The organism is Idiomarina sp. UBA3176 (assembly GCF_002364295.1).
Taxonomy (GTDB): Bacteria; Pseudomonadota; Gammaproteobacteria; order Enterobacterales; family Alteromonadaceae; genus Idiomarina; species Idiomarina loihiensis.
On record NZ_DEXU01000002.1, the window covers coordinates 86,219 to 104,436 of the forward strand.

Genomic DNA, 18,218 nt, shown 5'->3' on the forward strand with positions numbered 1-18,218 from the left:
AAACTTGTCAATAATCAGACAAGTAATGTTACAAAATAACAGTGTCAAAATTTAGGCACAAAAAAGGCCGTGCAAAAGCACAGCCTCTTACAAGTAAAGCTTGCTGTTTTTACCAAGCGTATTTAACACTCAGTTCCACATTGCGCGGAGCACCGAAAAAGCCCTGATTATAAAAGTCGATGCTGGAATAGTACTTTTTATCGAACAGGTGTTGACGTTAAAGCTCAGATCCCAGTTTTGGCTTAGCTTATAGTTGGCCATGGCATTCACGACGGTGTAGCTGTCCTGAGTAAAGGTTTCGCCATTTGGGCCTATATTCGGGTTAGACGATATTTTGCTCTGCCAGTTGGCGTTCACACCGACTTTCAATTCATCTGTGGCAGTATAAAGTACGCTGGCTTTCACCATGTCTTCGGGTAAATAAGGCGCATAGTCTGAACCATCACGATCTTCCGACTCGTTGTGCGTATAACTGAAGAAAATATTCAGTGAATCGGTTGGCTTACCATTTAACTCAAACTCATAACCTTCACTCTCGGCACCATCGACTCCAATAGAAGGGCGAATAGTCGTACCTGGCAGGAAGTCCGCATTATTGGGGTCACTAATTGCAAGGTTATCTTCTTTCACTTTAAAGACGGCAACACTGGCTGTTAAAGCTTCATTAAAGAAGTCGCCTTTAACGCCCAATTCTGCGTTTGAACCTTCCACCGGACCGATGAGTTCATTGTCTGCATTTCGCGCGCTTTGAGGTTTAAAAATTTCCGTGTAGCTGGCATAGGTTGAAATAACGTCTGTGACATCATAAACCAGCCCGAAATAAGGGGTGTTAACGCCTGAGTTTTTATAATCGCTTGGCGACCACGGTGATTGTACAAAGGTATCGTAGGTTGTAATTCTATTGCCTAGAATAGCAGTTAAGTCATCCGTTAAACTCAATTGAGCTGCAGCGTATACCCCTTTTTGTTTATATGATTCATAAGTTCCATAAGCGGGAGTGTCGCTAAAGTTAATGGGATCGACTCCATTCCCCCAGTCAAACAAACTAGGAACGTCTATGGCGTCAGCACTGCTATAAGAAACGGAATCAACATTTTGTTCAGAACTCAAAGCACCAGCGGTTAATTGGTGCTCACGACCAAATAGCTCGAAAGGACCTGACGCCAAAAAGCGATATGACGTTTGCTCACGTTCAGCAACATAATGATTTGGTGAGGGTTGAAAGTCGGAATTTGGAGTCTTACCTGTCGTCTTATCGGGGAAGAATTCAAAGTACAGCAAATACCCGTCCATATCATCTTTACGACGCTCAACATCCAGTTGAATATCCCAGCCGTTATCAAAAGCATGCTCTAACTGAACGAATACACTAGTACTTTCTCTATCCCATCGATTCCAGGTCGATGCTGTCGTTGTACTAACTGGCAAATCATCAGCCTGCGTACCATCGTCATAAAACAGAGGCAGTGCGCCCCACATACTTCCTTTGGGGTTACGCTCGCTATAATCAGCGCCCATGGTTAAACGCGTTTGTGTCGTTAAATCAGCAGTTACAACGGCATAGATTTGCGCGTTTTCTTTTTCGGACAAATTGACGTAACTGTCACCTTCTTCATAGGCAAGCGCAACACGTCCTTTTACGTTTCCATCCTCAGACAAAGTTTGAGAGTGATCAGCTTCTAATCTGTAATTACTCCACGAGCCAATCCCCAGGCTCGCATAACCACCATCTTCCGCTTTAGGGCGCTTACGAATAAGGTTAATGGCAGCAGAAGGTTCGCCGACACCGGTTAACAAACCCGTAGCGCCACGCACAATTTCAACGCGTTCAAAAATAACGGAGTCCGCCAATGCTTCACTAAAGAAGCTGTTGTACGCAATAGGCACACCGTCAAACTGGAAGTTGGTCACATCGCGGCCACGGGCACGGAAGAAAAATCGGTCAGTTTCGGCCTGTTGCGCCTGAATACCCGGTGCAAACTGCATCACATCGGCAACCGTATCGAGTGAGAAGCTGTCTATAAAGGTGCGGTCAATAATTGAAATCGACTGTGGAGTCTGACGCAGTGTTAGCGGCAGCCCTGTTGCAGTAGTCGCCTGATCTAAAGAACTGCCGGTAACCTTAATGTGTTCAAAAATCTTTTCCTGCGTTCCCGCTTTTTCTTTGTTTTCTTCAGCAGAAGCTTCGTTTTGTGCGGCTACAGCAGCGGAGCTTAACAGCGCGGATGCTACCGCTGTGGCTATGAAATTTCTGGCAAATGCCTTCATGAATCGCCTCCCTACCAAATCATTGTATTTGATAATTGTTCGTATTTACAATATCATTTCGGAAAATTTCTCGGGGGAGTTCGAATGACACAAAGGCAATGGTTTAAATTACATGGGTGGTGCTCGCTGCCAATATGGATCCTGTTTTGCTTTATCTGCATTACCGGTACCATCGCCGTATTCAGTCACGAGCTAACCTGGTTGTTCAACGAAAATGCGCGCGCGGTTAATCCCGAGAATTTGCCAGCTCAGCCAATTTCCGAGCTAGTTGCTACCGTTAAAGACCAGTTTCCAACGGCCAACGTTACGACGGTAATGACTTTTGAGCCTTATATTATTAACGCTGTCGTTTTCTCTGATGAAAACATCCCGATGGGCATTGCCTATGTAAACCAGTACACCGGCGAAATTCAGGAAGTTAATCAGGGCATCACTTTTATTAACTTTATGCGCTCACTGCATAGCTGGTTGCTATTCCCCTGGCAAGACGGCTACAGCGTGGGTTATTATCTGGTTTCGGGCATGTCCTTTGTCATGATTGGCGCTCTGGTTACCGGCCTGGTCATTTATAAAAGGTTCTGGCGTGCTTACTCGCAACCTAAAATTCGTGCCAAGCAAGGCAAAAAAACCCTCTTAACCGACTTACACAAGCACGGCGGCGCGTGGTCCATCTGGTTCCTCATTGTTATGAGTTTAACTGGCCTCTGGTACTTTACTCAGCAAGTGCTCTGGCACGCAGACATTGATATTGAAGAACACGCTCCGCTGGTTGAAGTATCTGACATTCCTATGGGAGAAAAAGCACAGGCTCCGGTGTCTTTTGAAGACGCTTTGCTTATAGCGGAGCAGCGCTTCCCTGATATCCGTCCCAGCTTCATTATGATGCCTGAGCATAACCGTGACATGTTCAAAATTATGGGCGGTGGCGACTTCATTTTCTACGACCAATACTCTTACCGGCTGGATATTAACCCGTGGAATGGTGAGATAGCGCGAGCCGTTTCGCCCGACAATATGAATACCGTGCAAACCATTCAGCATATTGTTGATCCGCTGCACTACGGCACTATTGGCGGTATCTGGACTAAAGCTATCTGGTTTATTTTTGGACTTATTTTGTCGGCCATGTCCATTACCGGATTTTTGATTTGGGGTTCTCGCACAGTGAAAGCGGCAAAAGCCAAACGCACACCGCTGCAAGAGTCGTTACAGAATGAAGGAGCTAACTAATGGCACGCCGTAAAAATACCTTCTGGAACCGAAATAAATTTAAGCTCAGTGGCTTAATTCTTATTCTGCCCTTTTACTTTTTATATGAGCAGTTGCAGCCACCTGAATTCCCTCCTGTCTGGGATGAAAAGGCCGCAGGCCCATTTAAAGTGGCCTTGCAACCAGCCAATAATGACGCGCCTTACGCACATCATGAAGACTGGGTAAAAGACTTTTCAGCGTACGTTAACGAAGGAAAAGTCAGAGATATTCGTCAGGGTTACGTGAACATTGGCGAGGAGCCAATAGCTATTGAAGAACTGCAACAAGATGATGTCGGCATTTTGCACGGCAGTGAGTTATTGCAGCACGTACATGCTATAGCGCCACAAAAACTCAATTCACAACAGCGCGTTTGGGTCACTTTGCAAACCTGGAATGGTGACGTTCATCAAGCTCATTGGGAACTTCCAGAAACTTGGGTGAAATAACACTTTAAACGCGAATCGTTTTCATTTAGGATCCATCTCGATTTAGACCAAATCTAAGATTCGAGGGGAATCATGAACATTCAAAAGACTGTATTGGCGGCTAGCATCCTGGCCGCTTTAGCTTCCACCAGCAGCTACGCACAAGAAGAAAAACAAGAAAAAACGCAAGAAGAGATGATGGAAACCATCAATGTCAGCTCTCGCGGACTTATCTCTTACGTTAGTGCCACTGGCTCCAAATCTGACACGCCAATTATTGAAACGCCTTTATCGGTTTCGGTTCTTACCGAAGCCCGTATTCAGGACTTAGGTGCTGTTACCGTGCAGGATGCTATCGGCTACGTTGCAGGCTTGTACAACGGTCCATACGGCGTTGACACTCGTGGCGACTGGGCTCAGATTCGTGGCGTTGCTCCAGTTCAGTACCTTGATGGCCTTAAATCTCTGTTTGGTAACTACAACAACGTTCGCGTTAACCCTTATTCTCTCGGTCAAATTGAAGTTTTAAAAGGACCTAGCTCAGTTCTATACGGACAAGGCTCTACCGGCGGTATCATCAACCTGGTAAGTAAGCGTCCGAAGGCAGAAACTGAAGGCCAGTTCTGGGCTCAATTGGGTAACTACTCACGTAAGCAAGTTGCCGGCGATATTACTGGTGCATTGAACGATGATGCTTCGTTAACCGGCCGCTTTGTAGGCTTATACCGCGACAGCGATACGCAAACCGATTACGTTCCGGATAACAGCCTGGTGCTAAATCCGTCATTGAGCTGGCATGCCTCTGAAGATACGAAAATTACCTTAATTGGCAACATTCAGCGCAATGAGTCAGGCTCTAGCACGCAATTTTTCCCCTGGCAGGGCACCTTGTTACCAAACGAATTTGACCAAATTGACAGCTCAACTTTTGTGTCAGAACCCGGCTTTGATAAATACGATACGGAACAAGACGCGCTAACAGCGATTGTTGAACACGACATTAATCTGGACTGGCGCATAAAGTTTGCTGGCCGCTATAGCGACAGCAGCGCCGATTACAATACCATGTATGGATGGCCACCTGTTTTTGGTCCGGATGACCGCTCGGTTAGCCGAATATCGTCGTTATATCGTGCCGATGCCAGAACCTGGACCGGCGATGTTCAAATTCATGGAAACATTGTCAGCGGTGCAATTGAGCACGACGTGGTTTTTGGAGTCGACTATCAAGATGCGTACACGGATAACGATGCCGATAGAGATACTGTTACACGAACAAATCAACGAAACGCTCTAGATTTATATGATCCCATATACGGTCAGGCGACCGATCTACCGACAGAAGCAGATCTCGTTGACCTTCCTTCTCTCACCACTCATCAAATCGGAATTTACGTTCAGGACAACTTACGCATACATGATAAGTGGCTTATTTCTGCAGCGTTACGTCGTGACCGTGCAACTAATAACCCGGAAGATAGCCTGGCAACAGACCAATACGCAACAACCGGTCGCTTAGGTTTTATGTATCTGATGGACGGTGGTTTATCACCTTACCTCAGCTATAGCGAGTCATTTTCTCCGGTCATTGGCCGAAACGCCTACGACAACCCGTTCGTGCCTTTGGAAGGCAGGCAGTGGGAGGCCGGTATGAAGTTTCAGCCCCAGGGTACAGAACATTTATTTACGGCTTCAGCCTATCGCATTACCGAGAAAAACCGTAAAAACCCGAATAACGACGGCAGTGCACCATTTCCAGATCGCCAAATTCAGGTTGGAGAAGTTGAAATCGAAGGGGTAGAGCTGGAGGCTCAGCTGGCTTGGGACTCTCTTGATGTTTATGCCAGCTACGCGCACACCGATGCAGCTATAAGCGAAAGCAGCGAGCCAACTGAAGTCGGTAAGCCTTTATCCGCAACACCGGACCATCAAGCATCTATCTGGACCACGTACCGGCCAGATAATTGGAACGGCTTTAAGATTGGTGCCGGTGCGCGTTATGTCGGTAATACTTCCGACGGTTATGTAACCTTTAGTGGCAATCAGCTGCACTTAGAAACTCCGAGCTACACTGTCTTTGACGCTATGATCGGATACGACTGGGATAACTACAGTTTGAGCCTGGATGTGGACAACCTGACCGACAAAACCGTATTAACCTCGTGCTTGTCTCGTGGCGATTGTTTTTACGGACAGCAACGCACGATTATGGCGAACTTCCGTTATAACTTTTAAAGCTTACTGAGTGTAGGTTTCACGTGTAGCCCCGGGCGTCTCTCTTCCCAGCGTCCGGGGCTTTTTTTTAGGTGTCATTTATTCGTTGGTATAGTACTGAACGCCTATCTCTATGCGGTCACGGCCATTCTTCAGGCGCCAGCGGTTCATGTCTCGTAATGAGTAAACGCAGCCGCAATATTCCTGTTGGTAAAAACGTTCACGCTTGGAGATTTCTATCATACGCGCAGCGCCACCCTGCTTACGCCAGTTAAAGGTCCAGTAATGCAGACCCGGGTATGGTGCTACCGCACGCTTACCACAGTCGTTAATCTGGTCCATGTTTTTCCAGCGTGAAATACCTAAGCAACTGGTAATGGTGTCAAAACCGTTTTCGTGGGCATACAACGCTGTACGCTCAAAGCGCATATCAAAACATTCAGTGCAACGTTCACCGCGCTCCGGCTCCCACTCCAGGCCTTTAACCCGTTCGAACCAGTTTTTAGAGTCGTAATCGCAGTCAATAAAGTCCACACCCAGCTTCTCAGCAAAACGAATGTTCTCTTCTTTACGCAGTAGATACTCTTTTTCCGGATGAATATTCGGGTTATAGAAGAAAATGGTAAATTTAATCCCAGCTTCCGCCATGCGCTCCATAACCTCGCCTGAGCATGGCGCGCAGCACGAATGCAGCAGCACATGATCAGACCCCGTCGGGGTCTCCAAAACAATGGATTCTTTCTTGTTTCTAGCCATAATTCTCTCTTCGCGGCTGAAATTTGTGCGAATTATAACTCAAACAGGCGGGGGTGATCACGGTTTTGACAAGATTAAAATTTAGACTAAAATAGGTATATCCATTTTGGATATACAGGAAGACCAATGACTAAAACAAGCTTATTTAAAAGTAATCAAACACAGGCAGTAAGGCTGCCAAAAGACGTTGCCTTTTCCGAAGACGTTAAAGAGGTGGAAGTTTTAGTGGTTGGTGAAAGCCGAATTATTACCCCAGCCAAAACAAGCTGGGCATCCTGGTTTAACGGCGAACCAGCAAGTGATGACTTTATGATTGAACGCGAGCAGCCCGAGGAGCAGGAGCGTGACCCGCTATGAACTTGCGTTATATGCTCGATACGAATATCTGCATCTATATTATGAAAAATAGGCCAACATATTTAGCCCCTATTTTTGATGAGCACTCGCGCGAGCTCTGCATCAGTTCAGTTACAGTAATGGAACTGCAATATGGTGTCGAAAACTCGCAGCAACGTACAACTAATGCCGACAAACTCGACAGCTTTTTGGCTCGTTTAAAAATATTAAATTACGATACTGACGCGGCTTATCACACAGCACTTATTCGTCACAAACTGAAACAGGAAGGCACACCAATTGGTTCCTATGATCAGATGATAGCTGGCCATGCCCGATGCCATGGACTCACGGTTGTTACCAATAACACCAAAGAATTTGAACGAGTTCCCGGACTTATTACCGAAAACTGGCTGCAACAACCACCGCAATCATCAATCAATGAGCCAACTCCGGCCTATCGTTGACTTAAGCAGGACGACTAACCCAGCAACTGCTTACTCAGCATGCCAATAATAAAGCCCAATACAGCTCCGAGTGAAGGCGTCCAGTGACGTCGCATTTTTGCTTGCGGGGCAATATCCTGAAATACTAAGTAAAGGATACCGCCGGCGGCGAAACTCATTATCATAGCCGTAATTGCCGGGGTGTCGCTCAACCATAAATAGCCCGAAATTGCTGCAAGAGGGCCGAAAAATGAGGCTGCAAACAGCCCGCCCAGTGCCATTTTTTTGGTGAGCCCTGCCGCCTTCAGTTCACGGTAGGCATTAAAGCCCTCGGGAAAGTTTTGGGCGCCAATAAACACGGCGAGTAAAATCCCAGTCTGCGGACTGACCGCAAAAACGGCCCCCAATGACAAAGCCTCGGGAACAAAGTCCATTAGCATGGCAAGAAATTGAGAGGCATTTCCGCCCTGTTTAGCCAACCACGCATCAATACAGCAAAAGACTATACCACCGCCCGCAAACAACAGGGTCAGCGACCAGGCATTCAGTTCTTTCATTCCCTCCGGAACCAGAGCAAAGGCGACCGCGGACACTAAAATGCCCCCACCAAAGGCGGTAATGCCATGAATAAACTCACGTTTCGTGGTAGTTCTTGGCGTGCCTTCGTAACGGGCAAATACACCACCTAAAAAGGCAGAAAGCCCCGCTCCCCAGGCCAGTAACAGCATCATGTAAACATTCATAACTAAACCTTATCAAATACAGAGCCGGTGTCTGGGCTGAACAGTTTACTGTAAAGCTTGGTCGCGTAGTTGTCCGTCATGCCCGAAATATAGTCGCAAATAACGCGCTTGGGGTTTTCTGCGTTTTTATACTTTTGCAAAGTAGAGCCAGGCAGCAGTTGCTCAGGGTTTTCGCTCAGTACCTGAAACAGCTTCAAGATCATCATCTGGCCTTTGTACTCCAAAACCTGCACCGAAGAGCTCCGAATAACATGCTTAAACACAAAGTCCTTCAACACTTGCAGAGTATGTTCAATATGCTCCGGAAGGCTCGCCTGCAGATCCAGCCAGGGAGATTCAAACAGGTTCTGTTCTGCAACTTCGATGGCATCGACAAAATGCCCGACAAGCTTACTAATTGCGTGCTTACGCGCACGGCTTTGGCCTGAAAAAAGCGCCTCGGTATAAAACCGCTCTTCCAGCATAATAACGCTGTTGTCGTCCAAAACAGCGAGTACGTCTTCGCGCCACTGCTTTTCAGTTACCAGGTTCAGTGCCAGCGAGTCTTCCAAATCGTGCACGCCGTACGATATGTCGTCGGCCAGCTCCATAATGGAGGTATCAAAAGCTTTGTACTGTGCTTTGGTTTTACCCTCTTTCATTTTAGTGGAGCGAAAGGTCGCTTTGTCGTTGGGAATCAGCGGTTCCAGTATCCAATCCAGCACATCCTGTTCGTCGTCATGAATGGATTTAGGCGGTTTAAAAGCACTTAAGTGGTCTTCGGCAGATAGTGAGCAAGTACTAACTTCGCTATGCAAAACCGGATATTTAAGCACACCGAGTAAAGTGCGTCGGGTTAAATCCAAACCATCGTGGTCGGAATACTCACCCAGCTTTGAAATAATACGCAGCGTCTGACCGTTACCTTCAAAACCACCGTTGCTGTGCATGTGGTAGTTCAGTGCCACTTCGCCACCATGCCCGAACGGAGGGTGACCAATATCATGCGCCAGACAAATAGCTTCAATTTGAAAGTAAGACGGAATATGCGTCGAAATAGCATCGTTCTCTGCATACTTTTGCTTTAACTTCTCACAAATGCCCGAACCAATCTGTGCCACTTCCATAGAGTGGGTTAAGCGCGTACGGTAAAAGGCACTCTCGCCCACACCCAACACCTGAGTTTTTGCCTGCAAGCGGCGAAACGCCGACGAATGAATAATACGCGCCCTGTCACGCTGGGCATCGCTGTCCGGCGTAGCGGCATTAAAGGTCGTGATTTTTCCTGAGCGGCGTTTAAGCATAGCAAAATGTCTTCGTTTGTTTTTTCAGTTACTCACAGCAAAACAAATTTTTGCGGGTTTGCCCAGTTTTAATACCGCCAATGTAAGACATTTATATCAATGCCCTACCAATTGATAGTTTAAGAACTCAAATTTAGTATAAATACACCAACTTGACGCACAACACTGTTGTGCATAGAATAAATGCAAAGTGATCAGTAAACCATGGCCGTTACATTCAGGGACGATTGGCTAGAACGATTCTACGAAGATGATATCAGCCACAAGAAAATACCGAAGATCATCAAAGGAGCGCTCTTCAGGAAGCTCGAAATTTTGGATGCTGCAACGCAGGAGTCAGATTTAAGGGTTCCCCCAGGTAATCGCTTCGAATATTTAAAAGGAAAACTTTCGGGGTATTGTTCTATCCGGGTTAACAAACAGTATCGACTTATTTTCCACTGGGAAGACGGTATCGCCCAAGATACATACCTGGATCCACACGTTTACCAAAGTTAAAAAGGATAATTATGAGAGATACAAAACGTCGCCCGGTATCCGTTGGCCAGATGCTAATAACCGAGTTTCTTGAACCGATGAACATTGAAATAAAAGAGCTCGCTGATGCCATGAGAGTACACAGAAACACGCTCAGCCGAATTGTTCATGACAAAGGAGCCTTGACCGCACCTATGGCTATTAAATTAGCTGCCGCTTTGGGTAACACCCCGGAGTTCTGGTTGAACATTCAGCACGCCGTCGAAATCTGGGACGTACGCCACCGGGCATACGAACAAGAAGCTGAAAACGTAAAGCGCTTGAAACCTCACGCTAAGCCTTATCAGCAGGCTTGAGGGATCGGCGGCTTTAAAACCTCAATAAACCCGCTGCTTCTGTTGTTCGTAATTAAGTGTCATAGCGGCTTTCGCTAGTTCAATTTTACATTCTGGAATATCGCGTAGCTTTTCCTGACGGAAATATTCAAGCAGGTGGCATAAATGCCAAAGTGACGGGTTGCCCTCATGCACCGGTAGAGGAAACGTTTCCAATTCCTGATCCCGTACTTTTCTCAGATATTGCCGGCTCATATTGAGTTGCTCGCCAGCGTCTGACAAGCCAACCAAATCCGGACCTATTTCAACCAGCTTAGCCTGAGGGATTACTTTTCGAATATCAGATAACGCAGAGCGAATTGCCTCTGTTGCATTACTTGATTCACGTACAAAATTTAACGCCAATCGACCCGCAACTCCCACGCCAATAATTGCATCATCACATCCGCCGGCAAAAATCTGGCTGCTAAGATCATCGGTTTTCAAGTCTTTAGGGATGACAAACTTCAACGTAAAGTCATATTCATTCATTGTCGTCATCTCCTTTAATCATCTCAGTAACAGAAGAATAGAGCTCAACCCTATGGTTGTCAATTGACAACCATAAGTTTAATGGCACACCTCTTGCTGTTTCTTATCCAAAAGCACCGTTAACGCATAAATAATGCGCTAAACAGGCAAGCTTTTGCCACCCGGCAGGCAACTTTTGGTATGGAGGAATCATGAACATTAACTCATTAATCAACAGCGTAAGCCAGTCAACACCTGCAATGACTAAGAGTGAAACGAATCAAGAACCACTTGATAACAAGGCTGAACAGAAAAAAACACAAGAAGAGAAAGAGACATTAATAGACAAAGCTTATCGCAGCATGCTGCTGAACCGCATGGGTGTTGATACCGAAAAGCTCGAAGAAATTGAGCAGAAAATAGAAGAGCTGGAAAGTAAAGAAAACCTGAACAAAGAAGAAAAGGACAAACTTGAAAGCTTAATGTCAGCCCGAGACCAGCTTTTTGAAGATGCTATGCGCCGCCAGGCTGAAGGCGGCAATGACGGTAAACAACCCGTTAGTCCTGGCGATATTCAAAAAATTATAACCGAGGACTTTAACCCACGGGACATATCACCTAACGACATGAGTAAGCTTGCAAATCAGTTGTTTGAGGCCGGTGCAATTAGCTCGCAGCAACGCAATCGCATAGATTTTCACACGGCTAAAACCGATCAGCAAAACACCTTAATGTCAGAACCAGAGCAAATTGACCCGGATGAACCCATGAACTTTGTGAAGCATTGGCAGGATCGCGTCAAAGCCAACGAACACTTCGACGCGTCACCACAGGAAAAGGCGTTAGCCCAGGGTGTATTGGACGTTTTGCGGCAAGTCTAATACCGATTACGGAATTTTTCTGCCATTATTCCTAGGGGTAGCATAACCGCACTGCTCCATGCTTTGTTGTGAGCAGGAGGATCAAGAATTATCATAAGCAAATAGCAGTTGGGCGTCATAGCTGCCGGACAATAGACTAAGTGCGTATCACTTTTCTTAGCAAACTGAATGCAATGCAAAGGCCAAGGCTCATCGGGATCTTGTAGATGCAAATGCATTACTTCATTGTCACGAAGAACCGGGAAGGTATCTGGATGATCATAGCGTTCATCGCGCCCGAACAGGTCAGGCACGCCCTCGCCACTTTTATAGCGCTTAAAGTCTTTTACTAATGCATCCAGTTCAATATCAGTTAATTGCTGACGAATCTGTTTGCTCTTAAAAACCCGAATCACTCTTCAAAGTCATCCAGATCAGACTTTTTCGCTTCAGCTAAAAGCTTCTCTGCGTCGGCACTAATAGCCTTTAGCCGCGCTGTCGTCGGCCTAAAAAGGGACTCTACTTTAGGGTTACAGGCTTCCAACTGGCGCACCATAGCTTCAAATAACTCAGCACCTACCATGTAACCAGCGGTTTTATTGTGGGAAAGTACCGCCACAGGCTCAGCTTCAAAATACTGGCAGGGGTGCTTGCGCACGTCACTGGCAGATACCGTTTTTTCAGCCAATATAGTTTGTGTGTTCATACTTTACCTCACCACTTTTATACCTATTGACTAAATTATAGCCACAAAACACACGAAATTACAAACAAAATAATATACATAAATATGTACAATTTAATTTTCTGTCTGTTTTTTCAAATCACTATTCTGCGCTTCAATTTCACTGATGTACTTTGACTGATGCTCGCGTGCGAATTGCACGGCTTTATTCGAAGCCTTTAACGCACTCTCGTTGTTGTCATTCATTGAATAAACCGTAGCCAGGCTGTCCCATAAAACTTCGGACTGGTCGAATACCTCAACACCTTTCTCCAGAATAGCCTGTCCCCAGTCAACTTGGCTTTCATAAGCGGCCTTTAAGCCATACACGTTGTATTGCTGAACCGACATAGGAAAGTCGTAACCTACCGTCTTTTCGTAATCAGCATAGAACGCCTGCAACTGCTCCAGCGACTTAATTTCGATGTTTGGCACCGCGTTAAACCCACGAAAAACGGATTTAAGCCCCTCGACATTGCCGATTAGTGGCGTGCTGTCATGGGTTTCGTTGGGAAACTGCTTTGACTCCCAGTTAAAAGCCGATTCCGACTTCGCTTTAAGCACCTTCAATAAACGTTCATAGGCCTCGGCCATTTCATTAGGCTCATTCGCCATACTGACAAACCAACGTACCGCCGGCTTTTCTTCCTCTTGCTCTACCGCTTTTATGTCTTTTATAAGCGCAAAGTCATCCCACCAAAGGCTTGGGCTAACCGATATTGCCGCGTTGATAAAATCTGAATGGTGAGTCGCCAGATAACTGGTGTAGAGCCCTGACAGCGAATGCCCGGTAACCACTGTATAAGGCGACACTCTGTACTTTTTCTGCAACGCCGGCATCAGCTCATCTTGCAAAAACTGGGTGTACTGCTCAGCACCGCCAGAGCGGTCAGCGTAGGCCTCCATTTTCGTGTGAGTAAAACGCTTTAAGCGGTTCCTTGCACTGACCCCGACAACAATCATTTCCGGCACAATAGAAAACGTACTTAAAAAATTCACATTACCCGCTATGTGCTCAAACTGCGTTGAACCGTCCATAACCAGCAGCACCGGATACTGAAAACTGTCTGAATGCTCATAACTTTCCGGCAACGCGACCCGCGCCGTTATCCCTTCATCAAGGAGCTTAGATTCCATAGTGAAGATTTCGGACGCATACACGCTGGCAGTGGTGAATAGAACGAGCAGACAAGCAAATGAACGGGTTAGGCTTTTAAAGGAAAAAGGCATGAGATCAGTAGGTTACTGGGTCGTGGGGGTATGTTAGAACTATTAATGATTTGCAGCAACTTAGGCTGACTTGAATTCCTAACATTAGTTAAATCAGAGTAAAATCTGGCATTTGGTAGTAAAGAGTCGTAATCCTTTTCCTACAATGCGATAAAGGTTATCGTAATCAAAATGATAAAAATCCACAGGAAGTGGTTAAAGGTAACTACATGTCATTAAGTAAAAACCTCTCTACTATTCTAGATGCCTGGCCGGAAGCTCGAAGCCAACCCTTTGCCGGCCATGACATAGCTAATTGCATTAGAAACGATTTACCTAATTCAATAGAAGGAACCTTCTCTGAGAGTGAAATAGTCAATTTAAAATTTTTTGGCAGCCCGGGCCAAGGCAATTGGGCGACTGTACCGTGGTCCGCTATCTTTGATCGGCGGTACACAGAAACAGCACAAAACGGGGTATACCCGGTCTTTTTGTTCAAAGCTGATGGTTCTGGGGTATATCTATCACTAGGTTTTGGCGCAACAACTTTAATCCGTACTTATGGATTAAATGAAGCCAAAGTAGTTGCTAAGGGTTGGAAAGAAACAATTAGAAAGGCACTCCCGGGCTTATCACACTGGAATTCAGACGTTTATGTAAACGAGCCTGACCGTAACGGTGCCAATTATAATTGGGCTACTGCCGGAGCTAAGTATTACTCGCAAGCTGATCTGAAAAACAATGACCACATTGAAAGTGATTTAAAAGAACTTACATCAATTTATAAAAGGCTTGTCGATAGCATTCTGTCAGGTGACATCATTTTGCCGGGCTCAGAAGATGGAGAAAGCACCTTGCCAACTAGCCATTCGGTAGCACTACCTAAACCTTTTCTTCTCCTAGCCGGTATTTCAGGCACAGGTAAAACCCGCTTCGTTCGCGAGCAAGCTAAAGCAAGCAGACAAGGGACAAACAATTATGAGATTGTTCCTGTTCGCCCTGATTGGCACGAGCCTTCAGATTTACTGGGTTATATTTCTCGGCTTGGCGAGCGACCTGAATACGTGCCAACCAAGGTACTCACGTTTATTGCTCAGGCCTGGGCTAATTTAAATCCAACCATAGAGTTGGACGAGTCAGGTCGAGCGTGGTGGATCCCACAAACCAAGGAAGTCGTTAACCCTTATTGGCTATGCCTTGACGAGATGAATTTAGCACCTGTCGAACAGTACTTTGCTGACTATTTATCTGTTCTGGAAACACGTGAGTTTGATCATAGCTCTGAAACGCTTAGGTATCGCTCCGATGCTCTCGTATCGTCTGAGCTCATCAAAGGACTTGGAGACAAAGCTGAAGGCAGCTTAAAAGAAGCACTTGGTGTGTCTGACCAATTATTTGAGCAATTTAAAGAACACGGCATTCCACTACCGTTTAATTTAATTATTGCCGGCACTGTAAACATGGATGAAACCACACATGGATTCTCACGCAAAGTCATAGATAGAGCATTCACTATAGACTTTGGGCTCTTTTTCGAGAACCGTTTTGATGAGTTCTTTGAGGGGCAACCAAATATTCAATCGCTAACTTATTCGACGGTTTCTGATGCGCGTGCGCCGGGCTTATTTGATGATAACGAAGCTTTTCGAGATCAGTCTGTTTCGTTTCTTGATGAAGTGAATAGCGTATTAAAAGGAACCCCTTTCGAGCTAGCATTCAGGGCATTAAATGAACTGTTGGTATCAGTATATTGCTTTAATCCGAAGACTGAAAAAGAACTCACAGCCGTTTGGGATGATTTTTTAATGACAAAAGTGCTACCTCGTATTGACGGTGACAGCGACAAGTTATCGCTCTCCGGTAACGGTACAGATAACGTTTTATCGGGTTTAGAGCTTATTTTGAAGCAACACCCCAACTTTCGACAGATAGTAGATACTGAGCGTACAGACTTTTTCAGGAAAGACAGGGATGGACAGGCTAAAAGGATACGATGCCGGAGTATTAGCACACTAGAGAGGATGCAGCGTCGCTTGGGAACTAACGGATACACCAGCTTCTGGCCTTAGTCCATGCAGACACTTATTAAGGTAAAAACACCGACTTGGGATTTGGCAGTAAAATCTAACCATACCGAAAGTCGATACCGACAGCTCAAGCAGGCATTAACCGCCAGGGGAAAAGATATACCTGTCTCTTCGGTAAAGATATTATCTGAACAAGCTGGCGAGTTCTCCGTTTTCTGTAATAACACGGAAAGCCTTGCTCATGGCTCGCAAAAGCTCGACGCGAGCTTTTTACTGAGTCACCCTGTGCTGTTCGAAAACTCGACCTATGGGTTCGAATTTTCGTTTAAAGCCAATGCTCATGAATTTCTACCACGTATTACGCATGACTTAAAGTCGGTATCAGAATCGTTTAATCACTCGATGTTCGGTGACACACACGTGTTGTGGGGCACACTGAACACAGGTAATAGCTTGGGCTGGTTAAAGCTACCGCTCAGTTATCAATTGCCAGGGCAGCCGGCACAAACTGATACTGTCAGCTTTGAAGTTTTCCCCACCAAAATGGATATGCGGGATGACTTAACATCCATTATAAAACAACTACAACACCCATACCGCGACTGGTGTTTTACCTTAACGGAAAAGACCAGCCACGACGCACAAAACAATACTGAACGCAGCCACTTCCCCGTCATGTGGCTTAATCATTTTGAGCATTTAAGAAATCAGTTTTATGATGGCATCAAGCGTATTTCTCATTCGCCACACGCCAGGCTACTGAACTCGACAAAGCACTTAAAAGCAGACCGTCTTAAAGGTAAATTATCAGCTAAACTAGAGCAGCAAGTTAAAGAGAGTTTAGCGCAAAAGCGCTATGATAAGCGGTACGCGGTCGAACAAAGAACGTTAAAGGTCGACACGCCTGAAAATAGATTTATAAAGTTCGCCATTCAAACCTTGGTAGCTAAGCTCAAGCAAGTCAGTCTCGATGCCGAGTTGGTTGATCCAGAAAAAGAAATTTTGTCGGATCACTTTTTCAATAAGCTAGAGATGTGGTGCGAACCTCTAAACAAAGCCCTGAACGCTCCTTTCTTTAAGGAAGTCGGGCGTTTTAGAGGATTAAATACTGACTCGTTAGTACTGCAACAGAAGTCTGGATACGCCAAAGTTTACCGTGCCTGGCAAGAACTTAAACTGTACCTGGATTTGTTTGGTGTTGATGCTTCGGTATCCGTGCGCTCTATCGCTGACTTATATGAAGTTTGGTGTTATTTACAAGTGACCCAGATCGTTGAAGAACTAGGCTTCGAAAAGGTTAGTGATACAGGGCAACCCAAACTAAAACGTAAAGGGCTCAAGGTTGAATTCGAGGATGGATTAAGCTCTTCACAATCCTTTAAAAAAGGTGATGTAAGCATAAGAGTGGCCCATGAACCTCGAATCTCCCTGCAAAGCGATCCTTACAAGGCTTGGACATCAATGCAAAAACCCGACATTTTCCTTGAGGTATCCATTGGTGACAAAGAACGCCTTGTTTGGGTGTTTGATGCAAAATATCGCATCGACAGTACAGTACCAGATAAGGATTGTGTTCCTACTGATGCGCTTAACCAAATGCACAGATACCGAGACGCATTGATTTATCTTAAAAGCGATAGCTTAGGCACCAACAGGACTAGGCCGGTCTTTGGAGCTTTTGCACTGTACCCAGGTTTTTACGCACAAACATCTGAGGACATATCGGCTAACCCCTACTGGGACGCTATTAACGAAGTTGGGGTCGGTGCATTTCCGTTATTACCCGGCGCATCGAATGAGTCTGGGAATGCTTGGCTGAAAGCTTTCCTAACTGACCAATTAGCCAACTTACTAGAAGCAGAAAGCGAAAGGGATATTGATAGATACTTTTTCCAAGAGTCTGCAAGGATAAGTCAGACAGGGCTAAAGAGTATCCGCCACTCAGATTTAGCCCTAATTACCTCAACGGCAACTGATCCGCGTAAACCTGGATATTACGAGTCATTTTTAAATGGTTCAGCCAAGGTTTTTCACATGAAGAAAAAGGCATCTACCCGAAAATATATTATCGACCACAAGATAAGGGAAATGCAGTTTATTGTTATTGCTGCCCCAGATATTGAGCAAGGTAGCAAATTAAAAGCCAATTATGTTTGGCATGTCGAATCTGTTGATGAAGTATCAGGACATGACTTAACAACTGAGATCACCGGAACGCCTAGCAAAAAGCGTGATGAAAAATATTGGCTATTCAAACTCAGTCAGCCGCAGGCACTGACGAGCCCGCCAACTGATTTTGATCAGGAGCACCATAATTTTAAGTTTCAGCCTTTGTCTGAACTCATTTAAAA

At 45.5% G+C, this 18,218-nt stretch carries 17 protein-coding genes and 1 pseudogene; 10 read left to right on the top strand and 8 right to left on the bottom strand.

Annotated features, from left to right (window positions below; all coding sequences use genetic code 11):
- Window positions 1–109 precede the first annotated feature (109 nt).
- Window positions 110–2,268: pseudogene (locus tag B2U97_RS00710) on the bottom strand (TonB-dependent siderophore receptor).
- 84 nt (window positions 2,269–2,352) lie between these two features.
- Here B2U97_RS00710 and B2U97_RS00715 point away from each other — a divergent pair.
- From B2U97_RS00715 to B2U97_RS00725, 3 genes are all read left to right on the top strand, one after another.
- Window positions 2,353–3,498: a PepSY-associated TM helix domain-containing protein gene (locus B2U97_RS00715; RefSeq protein ID WP_286823524.1), complete on the top strand. Its 1,146-nt coding sequence runs from the start codon at window positions 2,353–2,355 to the stop codon at window positions 3,496–3,498.
- Window positions 3,498–3,968 carry a hypothetical protein gene (locus B2U97_RS00720; RefSeq protein ID WP_011235737.1) on the top strand — a complete coding sequence of 157 codons (471 nt, stop codon included), beginning with the start codon at window positions 3,498–3,500 and terminating at the stop codon, window positions 3,966–3,968. The genes B2U97_RS00715 and B2U97_RS00720 overlap by 1 nt, the downstream gene beginning before the upstream one ends.
- 72 nt (window positions 3,969–4,040) lie before the next feature.
- Entirely contained in the window at window positions 4,041–6,182 is a 2,142-nt protein-coding gene (locus B2U97_RS00725) for a TonB-dependent siderophore receptor (RefSeq protein ID WP_286830135.1), read from the top strand.
- Window positions 6,183–6,260: 78 nt separating this feature from the next.
- On the opposite strand, the gene B2U97_RS00730 is transcribed toward B2U97_RS00725, so the two are convergent.
- Window positions 6,261–6,917, bottom strand: a complete 657-nt coding sequence (locus B2U97_RS00730; RefSeq protein ID WP_011235739.1) for an epoxyqueuosine reductase QueH — start codon at window positions 6,915–6,917, stop codon at window positions 6,261–6,263.
- Window positions 6,918–7,043: 126 nt separating this feature from the next.
- Between B2U97_RS00730 and vapB the strand changes: the two genes are divergently transcribed.
- Window positions 7,044–7,274, top strand: coding sequence for a type II toxin-antitoxin system VapB family antitoxin (gene vapB / locus B2U97_RS00735; protein WP_286823527.1), 231 nt, complete (start codon window positions 7,044–7,046; stop codon window positions 7,272–7,274).
- Window positions 7,271–7,720, top strand: coding sequence for a type II toxin-antitoxin system tRNA(fMet)-specific endonuclease VapC (gene vapC / locus B2U97_RS00740; protein ID WP_011235741.1), 450 nt, complete (start codon window positions 7,271–7,273; stop codon window positions 7,718–7,720). Before vapB ends, vapC begins: the two co-directional genes overlap by 4 nt.
- 14 nt (window positions 7,721–7,734) lie before the next feature.
- On the opposite strand, the gene B2U97_RS00745 is transcribed toward vapC, so the two are convergent.
- Both B2U97_RS00745 and B2U97_RS00750 read right to left on the bottom strand, forming a co-directional pair.
- Window positions 7,735–8,442, bottom strand: a complete 708-nt coding sequence (locus tag B2U97_RS00745; RefSeq protein ID WP_011235742.1) for a ZIP family metal transporter — start codon at window positions 8,440–8,442, stop codon at window positions 7,735–7,737.
- Between the two features lie 2 nt (window positions 8,443–8,444).
- Window positions 8,445–9,725 carry an anti-phage deoxyguanosine triphosphatase gene (locus B2U97_RS00750; protein ID WP_286830137.1) on the bottom strand — a complete coding sequence of 427 codons (1,281 nt, stop codon included), beginning with the start codon at window positions 9,723–9,725 and terminating at the stop codon, window positions 8,445–8,447.
- A gap of 204 nt (window positions 9,726–9,929) precedes the next feature.
- Between B2U97_RS00750 and B2U97_RS00755 the strand changes: the two genes are divergently transcribed.
- Window positions 9,930–10,223, top strand: a complete 294-nt coding sequence (locus B2U97_RS00755; RefSeq protein WP_011235744.1) for a type II toxin-antitoxin system RelE/ParE family toxin — start codon at window positions 9,930–9,932, stop codon at window positions 10,221–10,223.
- Between the two features lie 11 nt (window positions 10,224–10,234).
- A complete protein-coding gene (locus B2U97_RS00760) occupies window positions 10,235–10,558 on the top strand; it encodes a HigA family addiction module antitoxin (protein ID WP_011235745.1) in 324 nt (107 codons plus the stop codon).
- A gap of 21 nt (window positions 10,559–10,579) precedes the next feature.
- On the opposite strand, the gene B2U97_RS00765 is transcribed toward B2U97_RS00760, so the two are convergent.
- Entirely contained in the window at window positions 10,580–11,068 is a 489-nt protein-coding gene (locus B2U97_RS00765; protein ID WP_011235746.1) for a hypothetical protein, read from the bottom strand.
- Window positions 11,069–11,259: 191 nt separating this feature from the next.
- Between B2U97_RS00765 and B2U97_RS00770 the strand changes: the two genes are divergently transcribed.
- Window positions 11,260–11,928, top strand: coding sequence for a hypothetical protein (locus tag B2U97_RS00770; RefSeq protein ID WP_011235747.1), 669 nt, complete (start codon window positions 11,260–11,262; stop codon window positions 11,926–11,928).
- Here B2U97_RS00770 and B2U97_RS00775 read toward each other — a convergent pair.
- The 3 genes from B2U97_RS00775 to B2U97_RS00785 form a co-directional block, all read right to left on the bottom strand.
- Entirely contained in the window at window positions 11,925–12,323 is a 399-nt protein-coding gene (locus B2U97_RS00775) for a type II toxin-antitoxin system YafO family toxin (protein ID WP_011235748.1), read from the bottom strand. The two genes, B2U97_RS00770 and B2U97_RS00775, sit on opposite strands and share 4 nt — an antisense overlap.
- A complete protein-coding gene (yafN, locus tag B2U97_RS00780; RefSeq protein WP_286823529.1) occupies window positions 12,320–12,613 on the bottom strand; it encodes a type I toxin-antitoxin system antitoxin YafN in 294 nt (97 codons plus the stop codon). The genes B2U97_RS00775 and yafN overlap by 4 nt, the downstream gene beginning before the upstream one ends.
- Window positions 12,614–12,706: 93 nt before the next feature.
- Window positions 12,707–13,768: an alpha/beta hydrolase gene (locus B2U97_RS00785; protein ID WP_235598962.1), complete on the bottom strand. Its 1,062-nt coding sequence runs from the start codon at window positions 13,766–13,768 to the stop codon at window positions 12,707–12,709.
- A 302-nt stretch (window positions 13,769–14,070) separates the two neighbouring features.
- Between B2U97_RS00785 and B2U97_RS00790 the strand changes: the two genes are divergently transcribed.
- Together B2U97_RS00790 and B2U97_RS00795 are read left to right on the top strand one after the other, a co-directional pair.
- Window positions 14,071–15,909, top strand: a complete 1,839-nt coding sequence (locus tag B2U97_RS00790) for an MrcB family domain-containing protein (RefSeq protein ID WP_286823530.1) — start codon at window positions 14,071–14,073, stop codon at window positions 15,907–15,909.
- 3 nt (window positions 15,910–15,912) lie between these two features.
- Complete coding sequence (locus B2U97_RS00795; RefSeq protein WP_286823531.1) at window positions 15,913–18,216, top strand: DUF2357 domain-containing protein; 2,304 nt, start codon at window positions 15,913–15,915, stop codon at window positions 18,214–18,216.
- Window positions 18,217–18,218: the final 2 nt, after the last annotated feature.